Source organism: Pseudoalteromonas sp. S1612 (genome assembly GCF_005887175.1).
Lineage (GTDB): Bacteria > Pseudomonadota > Gammaproteobacteria > Enterobacterales > Alteromonadaceae > Pseudoalteromonas > Pseudoalteromonas undina.
In genome coordinates this window covers 46,244-62,474 of record NZ_PNDH01000030.1, presented here as the reverse complement: position 1 = coordinate 62,474, position 16,231 = coordinate 46,244, and the positions used below count along the sequence as shown (strand labels likewise).

Sequence of the window (16,231 nt, the reverse complement as noted above, 5' to 3'; positions counted from 1 at the left end):
TTTAAATTAACCTTAATTAGCCATTGCTAAAAAATAACTACAAATGTAATTAAGCAGATAAATTAAGGAAAATACTATGCTCTCATCAATACAAAAAACGCTACTTGCCACAGCATTAATAACGAGCTTAAGCGCATGTCAAAGCACTTCAACCAATGTCACTTCAAATAAAAATTCACCTGACATTAATGAAGTAAGTAAACAAAAATACAATGGTCCTAAAGCACGTATCGCCGTGGCACGTTTCACTGATAAGTCAAATAACTCAAGATGGTGGCGAAAAGAAATTGGTGAAGGTATGGCAGATCAACTTACCACCGCACTTGTTGGCACTAATCGCTTTATTGTATTGGAGCGCCAAGCACTAGACGCTGTGCTTTCGGAGCAAGATTTAGCAGTATCAGGCAGAGTGAGTGCACAATCAGGGGCTGCATATGGCGAAATTGAAGGCGCTGAGATTGTAGTCGTTGCAGCAGTTACCGAGTTTGATGATGACAGTTCAGGTGCAAGTGTTGGTTCGGGCGGTTTTATTGGTGATGTGTTTAGCTCTGTTTCTGCTGGCTTTTCTGGATCGCATATGGCTATTGACCTAAGGTTAATTGATACGCGCACTTCACGTATTTTAGCTGCAACTAGTGTTGAAGGCGGTAGTAAAGATTTTAACTTTACCAGCGCAGCAACAAACTTTGGTGGCGCATTGGTTGGAGGGAGTCTTAGTGGTTGGTCAGATACACCAAAAGAAAAAGCACTACGTGAAGTAATAATTAAAGCCGTTGAGTTTTTAGAAACTAAAATCCCAGACACCTATTATCGCTATAACCAAAACAACACGCTTGCTGCAGGCTATACAGCACCACCACCGCCAAAGGTAGCTAGTAAAAAAGCAGCACCTGCTGCTGTCGCTGTCGATGTGCCGAATCATAGAATGCCACATTATGAAAAAATGGACTTAGCAATGTCTCGTATGAACTTGGTTTGCTTAGGGTATTTAAAAAACCAACCTAATTATGAAGAATTTGAGACTGAAGACGTAAAATACGACCGTCAAACTGTATTAGCACTACGCGAATATCAACAAGAAAAGAGCTTAAAAGTAACAGGCCTTGCCGATGAAACAACAAAGAAATCTTTAGATGACACAAAATGTTTAGCTAAAACTCAAAAATCAGGGCTTGAAAGCTTAGGCAGCATGTTTCAATTTAACTAAGCAACACAATTCATTTAAATCAAAAAAAGCGGCTATCCCCTAGTCGCTTTTAATCTACTCGTAATAACTCACCGCGATAAAAATCACACAGTAACCATATTTGCTCAAATTGATGGGTATTTGGAAAAGCTATTGTTTTTATTACCGCTTCAAAGTCGCTCTTATGCCAAATAGTGCTAGCGTTACGAATTAGCAACCAGGTACGTTTTGAGTAATAACGCTTAGTCGCTTTTTGTTTGAGCAATCGTCCTAATGCTGATTGCAGTCGGTTTTCACTGGGTTGTTGTGCCATATCAGCTAAATCACGTTGCATTTGTATCGATAATGGCCGACCTAACACGGCCATTGCTTCGGTTTCGCTGGCATATAAATGCGCTACTTCTATATCGAGTTGATCATTTTCTTGATAACAACTTACATCGGGTCTATTCGGTTCATTATGCCAAATGTGGCGCATATGAATGCCGGTTTGCTGCTCATAGCAACGCAAAAACAACTTAGCCGCATCGTGCTCTAACTGTTGTTTTTCGGCATCACTGCTGCGCTTCATGCAATACCTTATAAACGTCATTTAACAGCGAGGAAGCGCCAAACCTAAATGTCTCTGGTGCTAAATATTCATGCCCCATAATCTCAGTTGTTAGCTGCAAATAAGCATTGGCATCACCTGTCGTTTTCACACCGCCTGCGGCCTTAAAGCCAACTGGTTTTGATGACTTTTTGATGGTCTTAAGCATAATTTCAGTTGCTTCAAGCGTGGCATTAACCGCGACTTTACCGGTGCTGGTTTTTACAAAATCAGCTCCCCCTTGAATAGCAAGCTCGGTTGCTTGAGCAATAAGTGCAGGTGTTTTTAGCTCACCGCTTTCAATAATCACTTTAAGTTTAGCGCGACTACCACATGCTTTTTTACTTTCACTCACGTATTCCAGCACGGTATCGGCTTCGCCTTTTATAAGTGCTTTGTAAGGAATCACTAAGTCAACTTCATCGGCCCCGCGCTCTATGGCTATTAGTGTTTCATTAAGCACTTCATTAAGTGGCGCATCACCTGTGGGAAAGTTGGTTACTGTGGCCACTTTTACATGACTCAATAACCGATTAGCGAGCGCTATTTTTGCATCATCTACAAATTCACTAAATACACAAACTGCAGCGGGTATGCCTAACTTAGGATCAATACTGTTTACTAATGCATTAATACTAGCTTGATTATCATCGGTGTTTAAACTGGTTAAATCCATTAAACTAACAACTAGCATGGCGTTTTGAGTATTATTTGTCATTTTATGCCCATGAAATTTTAAAAACCTTAAAACTATATAAGCATCATAGCTTAACCTTGCTATAGCTCATAACCAAACACTATAAGCGCGTTTTTTATACTAAACAGCACTCTACCCCTTACTAAATAAGATTTAGACCTAAAAAACACAGTTTATATAACTTTTGAGTATATCAACTAAGATTTAATTATTTTTTACTTATCAATAGCCGCTATATTCTGCCTGTGTATTAAACACTTTATTATCTTTTTAGGGGCGTTACTCTGTGCAATATTTACCTATCTTTACCAAACTCGACAACAAGCCAGTATTGGTGGTTGGCGGTGGAGAAGTTGCCTTGCGAAAATGCCGCGCGTTCTTAAAAGCGCGTGCTGCAGTAACCTTAGTTGCCCCGTGGTTTTGTGATGAATTAAAAGAACATGCGCACAACAATGAAGTTACTTTAATAGATGCCTATTTTGAAGAGTCACATCTTGATGGCAAAATTTTAATCATTGCCGCCACCGACAATGATGAAGTTAATAATACGGTTTTTGAACTCGCCAATGCACGTAATGTGTTTGTGAACGTGGTGGATGATCAACCTAAATGTACGTTTATTTTTCCCTCTATTGTTGATCGCAACCCAATTACCATTGCGATTTCAAGTGCAGGTACCGCACCGGTATTAGCAAGACGTTTACGTGAAAAGCTCGAAACACTTATCCCGCAACACATTGGTCCACTCGCCAACTTAGTTGGTGGCTTTCGCCATAAAGTAAAACAGCGCTTTAAACACTTTGCCGATCGTCGCCAGTTTTGGGAAGGCGTGTTTGATTCATCGGTAGTGAGTAAAGTCCAAACCGGTAATACCCATGGCGCTGAACAACAACTAGAGAAAATGCTAGATGCCAAAGTAGAGCCAGAAGGTGAAGTATACGTAGTGGGTGCAGGCCCTGGGGATCCAGAGTTACTCACCCTAAAAGCATTGCAGCTAATGCAACAAGCCGACGTGGTGGTATATGATTATTTAGTTTCCGACGAAATTATGGAATTAGTACGCCGCGATGCCGATTTAATTTGTGTGGGTAAGCGCTTAGGCGATCATAGCGTAGCCCAAGAAGACACTAACCAGATGCTAGTTGATTTAGCGCAACAAGGTAAAAAAGTATGTCGTATTAAAGGCGGCGACCCATTTATTTATGGTCGTGGTGGCGAAGAAGTACAAGTACTGGCAGCCAATAACGTAAATTACCAAATAGTGCCAGGTATAACGGCGGCCGCAGGCTGTAGTGCCTATGCAGGTATTCCTTTAACGCATCGTGATCATGCTCAAGCTATTCAATTTGTTACTGGTCATTGTAAAAAGGAAGGCCAAGAGCTTAATTGGCAGTCGCTTGCACAAAAAAACCAAACACTGGCTATTTATATGGGGGTGATTAAATCGCCGCATATTCAAGCCGAGCTATTAAAACATGGGCGAGAAGCAACAACACCAGTGGCAATTATTGAAAACGGCACACGTAAAAATCAACGCGTAGTTACCGGACAGTTAGACCAATTAGCGCAGCTCATTGAGCAGCATCAAATAATTTCGCCCGCGTTACTCATTATAGGTGAAGTGGCCTCACTACATGACCAATTACACTGGTTTGGTGAAAAAGCGCAGATCAGTAGCTTTGCTCAACCACTGACAGACGTAGCGTAATTTAACAGATTTTAATTTAATCATTTTAGTAGGACGACCAACAATGGCTTTAACTCACCTTCAGCAACTTGAAGCTGAAAGTATCAAAATCATGCGCGAAGTCGCCGCTGAGTTTGAGAACCCAGTTATGCTTTACTCAATCGGTAAAGACTCATCGGTGCTTTTGCATCTAGCTCGTAAAGCATTTTACCCTGCGAAGATTCCGTTTCCGTTATTACACGTAGACACCAACTGGAAGTTTCGTGAAATGATTGAGTTTCGCGACCGTTTAGCCAAAGAGTATGGCTTTGATTTAATCGTACACAAAAACCCTGAAGGCATCGAAATGGGTGTAGGCCCATTCACGCATGGTTCGGGTAAACATACCGATATCATGAAAACCCAAGGATTAAAGCAAGCGCTCAACAAGTACGGTTTTGATGCCGCATTTGGTGGCGCACGTCGTGATGAAGAGAAATCACGGGCTAAAGAGCGTGTTTACTCATTTCGTGATAAACACCATCGCTGGGATCCTAAAAACCAACGTCCTGAGCTTTGGAATACCTATAACAGCCAAGTGAACCCAGGAGAAAGCATTCGTGTATTCCCACTGTCTAACTGGACTGAACTAGATATTTGGCAATACATATATCAAGAAAACATCGAAATGGTGCCACTTTACCTTGCTAAAGAGCGCCCTGTAGTAGAGCGCGATGGTACTTTAATTATGGTTGATGACGATCGCATGCCACTTAATGAAGGTGAAGTACCGCAAATGAAGTCGGTTCGCTTTAGAACATTAGGCTGTTACCCACTAACAGGTGCAGTTGAATCTACCGCCAGCAATCTAACCGAAATTATTGAAGAAATGCTGCTTTCATCCTCATCTGAACGTGAAGGTCGAGTGATTGATCATGATTCAGCAGGCTCTATGGAGAAGAAAAAACGTGAGGGGTACTTCTAATGTCTAACCTAAATAACGATACATTTAATGAAGTAAAAGAAATTGGTATAGACGCTTACCTAGCACGTCAACAAGATAAAAGCTTATTGCGTATGCTGACTTGTGGCAGTGTGGATGACGGTAAATCAACCTTAATTGGCCGCCTACTGCACGATAGTCACCAAATTTATGAAGATCAGCTAGCCGCGCTTCATAAAGATAACGAAAAAGTGGGTAACGCCGGTGAAGATCTTGATTTAGCACTGTTAGTAGATGGCCTACAAGCTGAGCGTGAGCAAGGTATAACAATTGACGTAGCGTACCGCTACTTTTCAACCGCTAAACGTAAGTTTATTATAGCCGATACCCCTGGGCATGAGCAGTACACCCGTAACATGGTAACGGGTGCATCAACCAGTGATGTTGCCATTATTTTAGTGGATGCACGTTATGGCGTGCAGGTACAAACTAAGCGCCATAGCTTTATTTGTGACTCATTAGGCATTAAACAGTTTGTGGTTGCGGTTAACAAAATGGATATTGTTGATTTTGACGAAACCGTTTATGAAAAAATTAAAGCCGATTATTTAAAATTTGCTAAGCAACTTAACGTATCAAACATTAAGTTTGTGCCTATGTCGGCGCTTAAAGGCGATAATGTAGTAACTCGCTCTGCGCACACTCCTTATTACACTGACAAGCCGTTGCTTGAGCTGTTAGAAGATTCACCAGCCGCTGAAATCGACACCGGTTTTGAAGCGCGTCTTCCGGTGCAATACGTGGTACGCCCTAATCTAAACTTCCGTGGTTTTCAAGGCACGCTTACATCGGGTAAATTACGTGTAGGTGATGAAGTAAAGGTACTGCCATCAGGTAAAACATCACATATTAAAGAAATTGTTACTTTTGATGGCAACCTAGATACTGCACAAGCTGGCCAAGCAATTACGGTTACTCTTAATACTGAAATAGATATTAGCCGAGGAGACGTTATTGTGCCTGCAAATTCGCAAGCTCAAGTAACCAACCAATTACAGGCTAAAATTGTGTGGATGCACGAGTCGCCATTGGTGCTTGGTAAAAGCTACAACCTTAAACTTGGCAGCAAAAACACCTCGGCCACGGTCACAAAAATTGATCACACTATTGATGTAAACACGCTAGAGCATGGCAGTGCAGATTCATTGCAGTTAAACGAAATTGCAATTGTGACACTGGAGCTGACCGAGACTATTTTAGCCGACCAGTACCATCATAATCATGAAACCGGTTCGTTTATTCTTATTGATCGCTTATCAAACTTAACGGTTGCAGCAGGAATGATAGAACAGGTACTGCAAAGTGAAGAAAACGCAGGACAATACAGCGACTTTGAAGTTGAATTTAACGCCCTCGTACGCAAGCACTTCCCGCATTGGCAAGCGCTTGATATTTCAAAGCTATAACGTTAATGAACGCCTGTTAGGAACATTTAAAGCATGGTAGAACAGCTCATTTTAACAGGCATTATGTTGCTTTTAGTCGGGTGCCTTTTTGGCACCCGTATTAATCCTGCATGGTTATTTGTAAGTGCCATAGGCACCAGCTACCTAACCGGGTTAATTGACTTAGAAAGCATGCTGGTTAATTACACTAACTCATCATTAATTACTTTAGTGTTATTAATTTTAGTGTCGATAGCGATAGAAAAAACCACACTTATTCAACGCTTAGCTAAATCGTTATCCAGTGGTAGTTTAGTTAAGTCAGTAACTAAATTAGGGCTTTCTACCGCCTTTTTATCGTCGTTTACTAATAATACCGCGGTGGTTGCCTCTTTAATTACCGCCATAAAGGATAACCCAAATCACTCTCCCTCAAAGCTATTGTTACCCCTGTCGTACACCGCGATTTTAGGGGGTACTATTACGCTTATTGGCACCTCTACTAACTTAATCGTAAATGGCTTTGCAGTAGATGCGGGCATGGCGCCACTGGGCTTTTTTGATTTTACCTTGGTGGGTTTGGGCGCACTTAGTGTGGGCTTAATTACTATTTTGGTGATGCTAAAATACCTGCCCGACAATGGTAAAAATAGCCAAGAGGTGGTGCCTTTTTATCTAGAAGGGAAAGTGCAAACTGGTTCTAAACTAATAAATCGTACTGTAGAAGAAAATGGTTTACGCGATTTAAAAGACTTATTTTTGGCTGAAATTATTCGTGATGGCAACCGTATTTGCGCCGTGACCCCCCAACATATTATTCAACAAGACGACATACTGCTGTTTGTGGGCGACATAAAGTCAGTGCCTTTGCTTACTCGCTTTGATGGCTTAAAAGTGGTGCACGACAAACACGAAAAAGACATTGAACACCTCGTTGAAGTTGTCGTTAGTCAGTCGTCTAAATTAATTGGCAAAACGGTAAAAGAAGCCCGCTTTAGAGAGCAATTTCATGCGGCCGTTATTGCTATTCGCCGTGGGCATGACCGTTTACAAGGCGGGCTTGGGCAAGTGCGATTACAAGCGGGTGATTCACTCATTCTCGCCCCTGGTAAAAGCTTTTATGACTTAACTAACTTAAAACGCGAGTTTGTGTATATTTCAGGGCTTGATTTACAAACCCACCTCAGTGCAAAGCAATCAAATATTGTATTGTTAAGCTTTGCGGGTGTACTGGGATTAAGTATTTTAGGTGCAGTACCGCTGGTTAAAGGCTTGTTAGTGTTACTTATTGGCCTAATGCTGTGTGGTACTATCAAACTAAGCGAAATAAAGCGCCGCTTTCCTATTGAGTTACTTGCTGTCGTGGGCAGTGCTATAGGTTTAGCTAAGCTGATGATAGGCACCGGCCTTGCCGGGCAAATATCAGACGCCATGTTTGTAGTGCTGGGCGACTTTGGCCCTTATGGCGCGTTTATCGCTATCTTTTTAATGACCGTATTATTTACCGAATTAATCACTAATAATGCTGCTGCAGCGCTATCGTTTCCGGTTGCCTACTCACTAGCCATTGGCTTTAACGTAGAACCTTTGCCGTTTATTATGGCAGTTGCATTTGGCGCTTCAGCCAGCTTTATTTCACCTTTTGGTTATCAAACTAATCTAATGGTTTATAGCGCGGGTAACTACCGACTTAAAGACTATGTAATGATGGGGCTACCGCTTTCTATTATTTATTCAATTACCGTACTGACTTTGATCCCGCTGGTATTTCCGTTTTAATGCCCGCGCTTATAGCATAAAGAGACACAGCAAATGGATAACAATATTGTTTGGCATAATTACGCCACTACTAAAATGCAGCGCAGTGAACAAAAAAAGCATAAGAGCGCTATTTTATGGTTTACTGGTTTTTCTGGCTCAGGTAAAAGCACCGTTGCGAATGCACTAGAAGCAGCACTCAATCAGCAAGGCGCACACACCTATTTACTTGATGGCGACAATGTACGCCATGGTTTATGTAAAGATTTAGGTTTTAGTGATGCAGACCGCGTTGAAAATATCCGCCGCGTAGGCGAAACCGCCAAGCTAATGGTTGACGCTGGTTTGTTAGTCCTTACTGCGTTTATATCTCCTTTTAAAGCTGAACGCGACATGGTTCGGGAGTTAGTTGATGAGGGTGAATTTATCGAGGTATTCATCGACACCCCTCTTGAGGTGTGTGAAAGTCGCGACCCAAAAGGCTTATATAAAAAGGCGCGCGCTGGTGAAATTAAACACTTTACCGGGATTGATTCAACTTACCAGCCGCCGGTTAATCCTGAAATAATTTTAGATACCAGTAAAAACACCCTAGACCAATCGGTAGCTCAACTGATAACGTATCTAAAACATCAGCATATACTATAGGCCCATCTAATGAACCAAACTGAACTGCTAGAAGAAACCCTTATTCTCGCTCGCGAAGCGGGAAGCGCGATTATGGGTATTTACAACAAAGACTTCAACGTTGAATACAAAGCTGATGAAAGCCCCGTAACCGACGCCGACTTAGCAGCTCATAAAATCATTAGTGCAGGGCTCAAAAAGCTCACTCCCGATATTCCTGTATTGAGTGAAGAAAGTGCCGACATTGGTTGGGACGTACGCCAAACATGGAACAGCTATTGGCTGGTTGACCCAATTGATGGCACCAAAGAATTTATTAAAAAGAACGGTGAATTTACCGTTAATATTGCCCTAATCGAAAATGGCAAACCAGTTTTAGCTGTGGTTGATGCCCCTGCGCTAGGTGTATCGTACATAGCCGCCGAAGCCATTGGTGCTTTTAAAGACAAAGGCGATGAGCGCATCGAGCTTAAAGTCACCACTAAGCCTAACAAAGGGCTTATTCGTGTAGTCGGCAGTCGCTCGCACCCCTCCCCTGATTTAGCTGAATTTGTAAAACGCTTTGATGAGGTTGAAATGGTGTCAAAAGGCAGTTCACTGAAACTGTGTTTAGTCGCCGAAGGCAGTGCTGATATTTACCCCCGCTTGGGCCCAACCTGTGAATGGGATACCGGAGCAGGCCATGCGATTGCTGAAATCGCCGGTGCAAAAGTCACTAAACTCGACGGCAGCCCGCTTATTTATAACACCAAAGATGAGTACTTGAATCCATATTTTGTGGTGAGTGTGATAGAAGAATAAAAGCTAAGAGTTGCGAGCTACGGGCTTAGAGTCGCGAGCAGCTCAATGGCAATTTAAACACCGTAGGTTGGGTTGAGTGGAACGAAACCCAACAAGCACTTAGCACTTTAACAAATACATATAAATATATTCCCCACACTCTTAACTCAAAAAAGTGAACATTATTCACGCATTTCGTGGCATATTCCTGCACTAATTGCGCAGCTTTTAAACACTGTTTCATATTCGTGACAGTCAGTAACTAATACGCTACAACAAATTTATATCCAAGACATAAAAACACATGAAATGTGTGGTTAAAAACTATATTCTTCGGCGCAATTATTATGATAAATAATGGATATACACACATGACAACATCTCAAGGTGCAACGCTTTCAAATGCACCAGCACAAGACGCACACACGTCTAAATCAAAATGGAACCTGCATGATACGCAGTGGACACTTAGTCTTTTTGGCACCGCAGTAGGTGCTGGTATTTTATTTTTACCGATTAATATTGGTATTGGTGGTTTTTGGCCGCTGATTATTATGGCGTGTTTAGCCTTTCCAATGACCTTTTTAGCGCACCGTGGTTTGGCGCGTTTTGTATTATCATCAAAAAATAAAGAGGCTGATTTTACCGATGTAGTAGAAGAACACTTTGGCGTAAACGCGGGTCGACTGATCTCCTTATTATACTTTTTATCAATTTTTCCTATTTTGCTTATTTACGGTGTGGGTTTAACCAATACGGTAGACAGCTTTATGGTCAATCAATTAGGAATGGAGTCGCCGTCACGCGTTGTGCTTTCAGGTGTACTTGTTGCTGTTATGATTGGCTTAATGATGGGCGGTGAACGCTTAATGCTACGCGCCTTTGCTATTTTAGTGTACCCGCTAGTAGGTATTTTATTCTTTTTATCTCTGTATTTAATCCCAAGCTGGCAAATGCCCGATACAACTATGCCTGGGCTAGGTAGCTTTAGTAAAACACTTTGGTTATCGATTCCTATTATTGTGTTTTCATTTAGCCATGCAGCGGCTATTTCAAGCTTTGTTAATAAACAACGCAGCCACTATGGTGACCTAGCAACCTCTAAGTCAGAGGCGATTTTAAAGCGCACTAGCTTATTATTGATTACCTTTGTTTTGTTATTTGTGTTCTCATGCGTGTTATCGCTTACCGGTGACCAAATGGCTGAAGCAAAAGCGGCAAACGTCTCTGTTTTATCTTACTTGGCTAATATTACAGAAAACTCATTCATTGCAACGCTGGGACCTTTGGTTGCCTTTATTGCGATTATGTCGTCGTTTTTAGGTCACTTTTTAGGGGCACGCGAAAGCTTTACTGGGTTAGTGACTAAACACTCAAGCATGAGGCCTAAAGTGGCTGACAAAGTGGGTGCGGTACTGATGTTTTTCGCTATTTGGTTCTGCGCGGTTAAAAACCCAAGCATACTAGATATGATGGATCAGTTATCAGGCCCAATCATTGCGATGATTTTATTCATTATGCCAATGATTGCAGTTTACAAAGTGCCTAGCTTACAAAAGTACCGTAATCGTTTAAGTACCTTATTTGTACTGGCTGTCGGTTCATTAGCAGTGTGTGCGTTACTGTACAGCATGCTTAGCTAAGTAAGTATTTATTACAAAAGCTCAGTATTTTGCTGGGCTTTTTTGTGTCTACGGTTTATCGCAAATGATTTGTTTATCTTATTGTTTGTGCAATGTTAGCTTATATATTCGTCTAAAAAATAAGCCTGCCATGCAAAATAATAAATACGTTTTTTTACTCACTTTTATACTCATACTACTAAGCCCACTAATTAAAGCCGCTGAGCCCCCTACTATTCTATCAATGAAAGAAAGGGCTGCGTTTATCGATAGCATTACCGAAAAACGTATTAAGACTTTATTACCCACATTAATGCAGCAACACAGTATAGATATGTGGCTAATGATAAGCCGCGAATATAATGAAGACCCGATATTAAAAACCATGCTGCCTGCTACATGGCTCTCGGCAAGGCGCACCACTATTTTATTATTTGCAGTTAACAAACAAGGCGGTGTTGACGCCTTTGCAATTGCGCCTTACAAAATAGGGAGTGTTTTTAAAAAGGCCTGGGATAAGCAAGCACAGCCTAATCAGTGGCAAGCGCTCAATACGCTTATTGAGCAATACCAACCGCGAAATATTGCTCTCAACACATCTACAGATTGGGCACATGCCGATGGGCTAGTGCTTGGCGATTACACCACTTTAATGACCAACTTACCTGCGACATATAAAAATAAAATAACCTCAGCCGAGCCGCTGGCTGTTGCATGGTTAGAGCAACGCATTCCAGAAGAAGTGGACATGTACAAACACATTGTTGCTATTGCTCACTCTATTATTGCTGAGGGCTTTTCAAATAAAGTAATTACGGTGGGCAAAACAACCAGCGACGACTTAGTATGGTGGTTTAGAGAGCGCGTAAGGGAGCTTAAGCTGCAAACGTGGTTTCACCCTAGTATTGCAATACAACGCGCCGACAGTAAATCGTTCGACCACGAAGACAGCTTTACCAACGGCTATGCCGATAATGTTATTCAAGCAGGCGACTTATTACATATCGATTTTGGTATTAATTATTTGCGTTTAAATACAGACACTCAACAACACGCGTATGTTTTAAAACCAGACGAAACAAAAGCCCCCGATTACCTTGTTGATGCGTTAAAAAAGGGCAATAAGCTACAAGACATTTTTACGGCTGAATTTACAGCTGGGAAAACAGGTAATCAGGTATTAAAAGCCGCCCGCGAAAAAGCCATTGCACAGGGGTTAAAGCCCACCATTTATACTCACCCGCTCGGCTATCATGGTCATGCAGCTGGTACAACACTAGGTATGTGGGATGCTCAGCAAGGTGTGCCGGGGGATGGCGATTACCCGTTGCATTTAAACACGGCGTACTCGATTGAACTTAACAATGCGGTGTTTATAAAACCGTGGAATAAAGAAATAAGAATAATGCTTGAAGAAGATGCTATGTTTGATAAAACCGGTGTGTGGTACCTCAATGGCCGACAAACCCAGTTATTACTTGTTAAGTAGCATTAAACAACACATACAAAAATGGCGCTCAATGAGCGCCATTTTTATTTAATCTAATTGCTATTATTCTGTATCTGGCAGGTTACGGCCATAGAATATTTCTTGCATTTCACGTGTTAGCTTTGAGCGAATCTCTTCTTCTTCGTCATCTGACAAATCATCTGTAGATAGACCAAATAAATAGGTGTTTAAATCGGTTTCTTTTAACATCATTTTGGTATGGAACAAGTTTTCTTGATACACGTTCACGTCCATCATTTGGTACGCTTCTTTGGTATCTTCTGTCATGAAGTTTTGAATCGAATTAATTGCATGGTCAATGTAATGCTTAACGCCGTTTACATCACGGGTAAAACCACGTACACGATAATCAATCGTTACCACATCAGACTCAAGGCTATGAATTAAGAAGTTTAACGCTTTAAGCGGTGAGATAATGCCACAGGTTGATACTTCAATATCCGCACGGAAAGTACAAATACCATCATCTGGGTGTGCTTCAGGGTATGTGTGAACACAAATATGGCTTTTATCAAGGTGTGCAACCACTGAGTCAGGTAATGGCCCTGGTGCTTCGTCAGCATCGTAGTTTTGCTGCTCTTCTACAGGCTCTTCTGAAACTAAAATAGTTACACTGGCACCTTGTGGCTCATAATCTTGACGTGCAACATTTAAAATATTGGCACCAATAATATCGACCACATCGCCTAAAATGTCGGTTAGTCTATCTGCACTATACTGCTCATCGATATATTCTATATATTCTTTACGTTGTTGCTCTGTTTTTGCATAGCAAATATCGTAAATACTAAAGCTTAGGCTTTTAGTTAAATTATTAAAGCCATGAAGTTTAAGTTTATCGAAGGGTTTGTTCATATAAACCAACCTATAAATTAGTGAAATCTGCACCTGCAGAATGAAAAGTTCGCGGATTTTATACGAATTTCACTCACGGAAAAAGCGTTATTTTTCCTGTTCTTCAACAACTTCATGGCTGTGGGTAATTTCTACTGTTTTATCAAGCATTAATGCAACTGAGCAATACTTTTCGGCAGAAAGCGAAACCGCTCGCTCTAGGTGTTTTTCAGACACATTCTTACCAGTTACAACAAAGTGTAAATTAATTTTAGTGAACACGCGCGGGGCTGTTTCTGCTCGTTCAGCAGTTAATTGCACATCAACGGATGAGAAGTCTTGCTTGGTTTTTTTTAAAATACTTACCACATCAACCGATGAACAGCCACCGACAGACATAAGCACCATTTCCATTGGGCTTGGTGCTGCTCCGTCGCTACCCGCATCAAATACCACATTATGATTACTATTAGAGCGGCCTATATAGGTATTACCTTCAACCCATTTTACATTTGCTTGCATTGTTTTATCTCATTAGTTTAATTTTGTATTCATTACACGCAGGCTCTCACGCGCATTTAAAATTAAATAGCGAATAAAGCGTGGTTTTTAAAGGGGGAACAATTAATTAATAGCGTTATCAAATAAGTTTTTAACTAGCCCAGCAAATTCATCAATAAAAGCATGCTGTTCTACTGTAACAGTGTGAGAGGTCACACTACTCAGCACTTCTTGTAAATCGTAAACAATGCCATCAACCTCGCGCACAATTTGACTGCGCTGCTCTGTAGAAAGGTCTGGGTGTTGTTGACAAATGCGTATGACATTTTCGGCAATTACATCTTCAATTAACTCAATAACGGTTGGCGCACCTGGCTTTATTTCGCCTGGTTTTTCAAACAACGCTAAGTTCTGAGTTAGGTACATTATTAAGTCATCGTACCCTTGCCTGTTTAAAACCATCGTTTATTTACCTCAAAAATACTGATTGCTTAATTTAAGCAGAAAGCACTAATAATTGCTAGCTTTGTGGGATTGCAATACAAAAAAAGCAGCCGAAGCTGCTTTTATACTAATTAAGTATTATTAACTTAATCTATTTTTAAGCCTGGGCTTAATGTTGCCGGCATGGTTACTTTTTCAAGTTCCACAGAAGCAACAGGGTATGCACAGTAATCGGCAGCGTAATAAGCGCTTGCTCTGTGATTGCCTGAGGCACCAATACCACCAAACGGTGCAGCACTTGAGGCGCCTGTAATTGGGCGGTTCCAGTTAACAATACCCGCACGAATACGACGTAAGAAATGATCGTAATCAGCTTGGTTATCACTTAGTAAACCTGCTGATAAACCAAAGCTAGTGTCGTTTGCTTTATCAATCGCTTGGTCAAAATCGTCAAAGCGGAATACTTTTAAAAGTGGACCAAAATGCTCTTCATCTGGGAAGTCATTAATATTTGTACACTCAATAATACCCGGTGTAACAAAACCTGTATTTGCTGTGTGCTCAAGCTCAACTAACACGTCACCACCCATGGCTTTTAACTCGTCTTGTGCTTTAACCATACCAGCGGCAGCGGCCGATGAGATCATTGAACCCATAAATGGTTGGTCAGCGTCGTCGTAGTTACCAACTTTAATTGCTTTAGTCGCTGTAATTAAGCGCGCTAAAATTTCATCGCCTTTAGCGCCTGTTGGTAAAAACAATTTACGCGCACAGGTACAACGTTGGCCGCTTGAGATAAACGCAGATTGCACAATATCGTGCACTACAGCAAGAGTATCTTCTGCATCTTTAACGATTAGCGGATTATTACCACCCATTTCAAGCGCTAAAATTTTACCTGGTTGGCCTGCGAACTGTTCATGTAAAATATGACCCGTACGTGAAGACCCAGTAAAGAATAAACCATCAATGCCTTTGTGTGACGCCAATGCTTTACCTGTTTCTACTTCACCTTGAACTAGGTTAATTACCCCAGCAGGTAAACCGGCTTTTTCCCATAGTTTAAGGGTTAGCTCAGCCACCATAGGTGTAAGTTCAGATGGCTTAAATACCACAGTATTACCGGCTAAAAGTGCAGGTACAATGTGGCCATTTGGTAAATGCCCAGGGAAGTTGTAAGGGCCAAATACAGCAACAACACCATGTGGCTTATGACGGATCATCGCACGGCCTTGCGGCATAGCGTTTTCAACATCACCAGTACGGTCTAAAAATGCTTTTTCAGCAATGGCAATTTTACCTACCATGGCGCCCGCTTCAGTACGTGTTTCCCAAAGTGGTTTACCTGTTTCTTGTGCAATAGCAACCGCTAGCTCTTCGCTGTGCTCTTTTAATGTTGCAGCAAAGGTTTTTACAATCTCTAAACGCTCGCTAAAGCTTTTATCAGCCCAGCTGTAAAATGCTTCACGTGCTGATGCTACAGCGCTATCTACTTGCTCTGCGCTTGCAGCTGATGCCTGCCAAATAACGTCGTTATTTGCAGGATTAACTGAGTTAAATTCTGTGCCTTGGCCTTGCGACCATTGACCATTAATAAATTGTGCAGGATGAGTCATATACTTTCTCCTA

Annotated in this window: 15 protein-coding genes; 9 read left to right on the top strand and 6 right to left on the bottom strand. The window is 41.5% G+C overall.

Features of this window, described 5'->3' with window-relative positions; genetic code table 11:
• Positions 1 to 76 precede the first annotated feature (76 nt).
• Positions 77 to 1,207: a CsgG/HfaB family protein gene (locus CWB78_RS11255; RefSeq protein ID WP_075170828.1), complete on the top strand. Its 1,131-nt coding sequence runs from the start codon at positions 77 to 79 to the stop codon at positions 1,205 to 1,207.
• 49 nt (positions 1,208 to 1,256) lie between these two features.
• Here CWB78_RS11255 and CWB78_RS11250 read toward each other — a convergent pair whose 3' ends face one another.
• Positions 1,257 to 1,757, bottom strand: coding sequence for a hypothetical protein (locus CWB78_RS11250; protein ID WP_138595618.1), 501 nt, complete (start codon positions 1,755 to 1,757; stop codon positions 1,257 to 1,259).
• Positions 1,741 to 2,493: a deoxyribose-phosphate aldolase gene (gene deoC / locus CWB78_RS11245; protein WP_138595616.1), complete on the bottom strand. Its 753-nt coding sequence runs from the start codon at positions 2,491 to 2,493 to the stop codon at positions 1,741 to 1,743. The genes CWB78_RS11250 and deoC overlap by 17 nt, the downstream gene beginning before the upstream one ends.
• Before the next feature lie 265 nt (positions 2,494 to 2,758).
• Here deoC and cysG point away from each other — a divergent pair, with 265 nt between their 5' ends.
• The 8 genes from cysG to CWB78_RS11205 all read left to right on the top strand — a co-directional run bounded on the left by cysG (position 2,759) and on the right by CWB78_RS11205 (position 12,802).
• Entirely contained in the window at positions 2,759 to 4,180 is a 1,422-nt protein-coding gene (gene cysG, locus CWB78_RS11240; RefSeq protein WP_010392107.1) for a siroheme synthase CysG, read from the top strand.
• A 43-nt stretch (positions 4,181 to 4,223) separates the two neighbouring features.
• Positions 4,224 to 5,123 (top strand): sulfate adenylyltransferase subunit CysD, encoded by a 900-nt coding sequence (gene cysD / locus CWB78_RS11235; RefSeq protein WP_008108450.1) that lies wholly within the window; start codon positions 4,224 to 4,226, stop codon positions 5,121 to 5,123.
• Positions 5,123 to 6,547, top strand: coding sequence for a sulfate adenylyltransferase subunit CysN (cysN, locus tag CWB78_RS11230; RefSeq protein ID WP_138595614.1), 1,425 nt, complete (start codon positions 5,123 to 5,125; stop codon positions 6,545 to 6,547). Before cysD ends, cysN begins: the two co-directional genes overlap by 1 nt.
• A 33-nt stretch (positions 6,548 to 6,580) precedes the next feature.
• Positions 6,581 to 8,305, top strand: coding sequence for an SLC13 family permease (locus tag CWB78_RS11225; RefSeq protein ID WP_138595612.1), 1,725 nt, complete (start codon positions 6,581 to 6,583; stop codon positions 8,303 to 8,305).
• A gap of 33 nt (positions 8,306 to 8,338) precedes the next feature.
• Positions 8,339 to 8,932 carry an adenylyl-sulfate kinase gene (cysC, locus tag CWB78_RS11220; protein WP_055012483.1) on the top strand — a complete coding sequence of 198 codons (594 nt, stop codon included), beginning with the start codon at positions 8,339 to 8,341 and terminating at the stop codon, positions 8,930 to 8,932.
• A 9-nt stretch (positions 8,933 to 8,941) separates the two neighbouring features.
• Positions 8,942 to 9,712, top strand: a complete 771-nt coding sequence (cysQ, locus tag CWB78_RS11215; RefSeq protein ID WP_138595610.1) for a 3'(2'),5'-bisphosphate nucleotidase CysQ — start codon at positions 8,942 to 8,944, stop codon at positions 9,710 to 9,712.
• Positions 9,713 to 10,062: 350 nt separating this feature from the next.
• Complete coding sequence (locus CWB78_RS11210; RefSeq protein WP_055012480.1) at positions 10,063 to 11,334, top strand: aromatic amino acid transport family protein; 1,272 nt, start codon at positions 10,063 to 10,065, stop codon at positions 11,332 to 11,334.
• Between the two features lie 130 nt (positions 11,335 to 11,464).
• Positions 11,465 to 12,802 (top strand): M24 family metallopeptidase, encoded by a 1,338-nt coding sequence (locus CWB78_RS11205; protein ID WP_138595608.1) that lies wholly within the window; start codon positions 11,465 to 11,467, stop codon positions 12,800 to 12,802.
• 63 nt (positions 12,803 to 12,865) lie between these two features.
• Here CWB78_RS11205 and speD read toward each other — a convergent pair whose 3' ends face one another.
• The 4 genes from speD to astD all read right to left on the bottom strand — a co-directional run bounded on the left by speD (position 12,866) and on the right by astD (position 16,218).
• Entirely contained in the window at positions 12,866 to 13,678 is an 813-nt protein-coding gene (speD, locus tag CWB78_RS11200; RefSeq protein ID WP_010392088.1) for an adenosylmethionine decarboxylase, read from the bottom strand.
• Positions 13,679 to 13,765: 87 nt separating this feature from the next.
• The gene (locus CWB78_RS11195) at positions 13,766 to 14,179 is read right to left on the bottom strand and encodes an OsmC family protein (RefSeq protein WP_138595606.1); all 414 of its coding nucleotides are present in this window, start codon (positions 14,177 to 14,179) and stop codon (positions 13,766 to 13,768) included.
• A 102-nt stretch (positions 14,180 to 14,281) separates the two neighbouring features.
• Complete coding sequence (locus tag CWB78_RS11190; protein WP_010392083.1) at positions 14,282 to 14,620, bottom strand: DUF3802 family protein; 339 nt, start codon at positions 14,618 to 14,620, stop codon at positions 14,282 to 14,284.
• Positions 14,621 to 14,748: 128 nt separating this feature from the next.
• Positions 14,749 to 16,218, bottom strand: a complete 1,470-nt coding sequence (gene astD, locus CWB78_RS11185) for a succinylglutamate-semialdehyde dehydrogenase (protein WP_138595604.1) — start codon at positions 16,216 to 16,218, stop codon at positions 14,749 to 14,751.
• Positions 16,219 to 16,231: the final 13 nt, after the last annotated feature.

Excerpts from the sequence above, each read along its gene's own strand:
- CWB78_RS11205 (WP_138595608.1), top strand. The coding sequence starts at position 11,465 with ATGCAAAATAATAAATACGTTTTTTTACTCACTTTTATACTCATACTA.
- CWB78_RS11210 (WP_055012480.1), top strand. The coding sequence starts at position 10,063 with ATGACAACATCTCAAGGTGCAACGCTTTCAAATGCACCAGCACAAGAC.
- CWB78_RS11225 (WP_138595612.1), top strand. The coding sequence starts at position 6,581 with ATGGTAGAACAGCTCATTTTAACAGGCATTATGTTGCTTTTAGTCGGG.
- cysC (WP_055012483.1), top strand. The coding sequence starts at position 8,339 with ATGGATAACAATATTGTTTGGCATAATTACGCCACTACTAAAATGCAG.
- cysD (WP_008108450.1), top strand. The coding sequence starts at position 4,224 with ATGGCTTTAACTCACCTTCAGCAACTTGAAGCTGAAAGTATCAAAATC.
- CWB78_RS11195 (WP_138595606.1), bottom strand. The coding sequence starts at position 14,179 with ATGCAAGCAAATGTAAAATGGGTTGAAGGTAATACCTATATAGGCCGC.
- deoC (WP_138595616.1), bottom strand. The coding sequence starts at position 2,493 with ATGACAAATAATACTCAAAACGCCATGCTAGTTGTTAGTTTAATGGAT.
- CWB78_RS11190 (WP_010392083.1), bottom strand. The coding sequence starts at position 14,620 with ATGGTTTTAAACAGGCAAGGGTACGATGACTTAATAATGTACCTAACT.
- speD (WP_010392088.1), bottom strand. The coding sequence starts at position 13,678 with ATGAACAAACCCTTCGATAAACTTAAACTTCATGGCTTTAATAATTTA.
- CWB78_RS11255 (WP_075170828.1), top strand. The coding sequence starts at position 77 with ATGCTCTCATCAATACAAAAAACGCTACTTGCCACAGCATTAATAACG.
- cysN (WP_138595614.1), top strand. The coding sequence starts at position 5,123 with ATGTCTAACCTAAATAACGATACATTTAATGAAGTAAAAGAAATTGGT.
- astD (WP_138595604.1), bottom strand. The coding sequence starts at position 16,218 with ATGACTCATCCTGCACAATTTATTAATGGTCAATGGTCGCAAGGCCAA.
- cysQ (WP_138595610.1), top strand. The coding sequence starts at position 8,942 with ATGAACCAAACTGAACTGCTAGAAGAAACCCTTATTCTCGCTCGCGAA.
- CWB78_RS11250 (WP_138595618.1), bottom strand. The coding sequence starts at position 1,757 with ATGAAGCGCAGCAGTGATGCCGAAAAACAACAGTTAGAGCACGATGCG.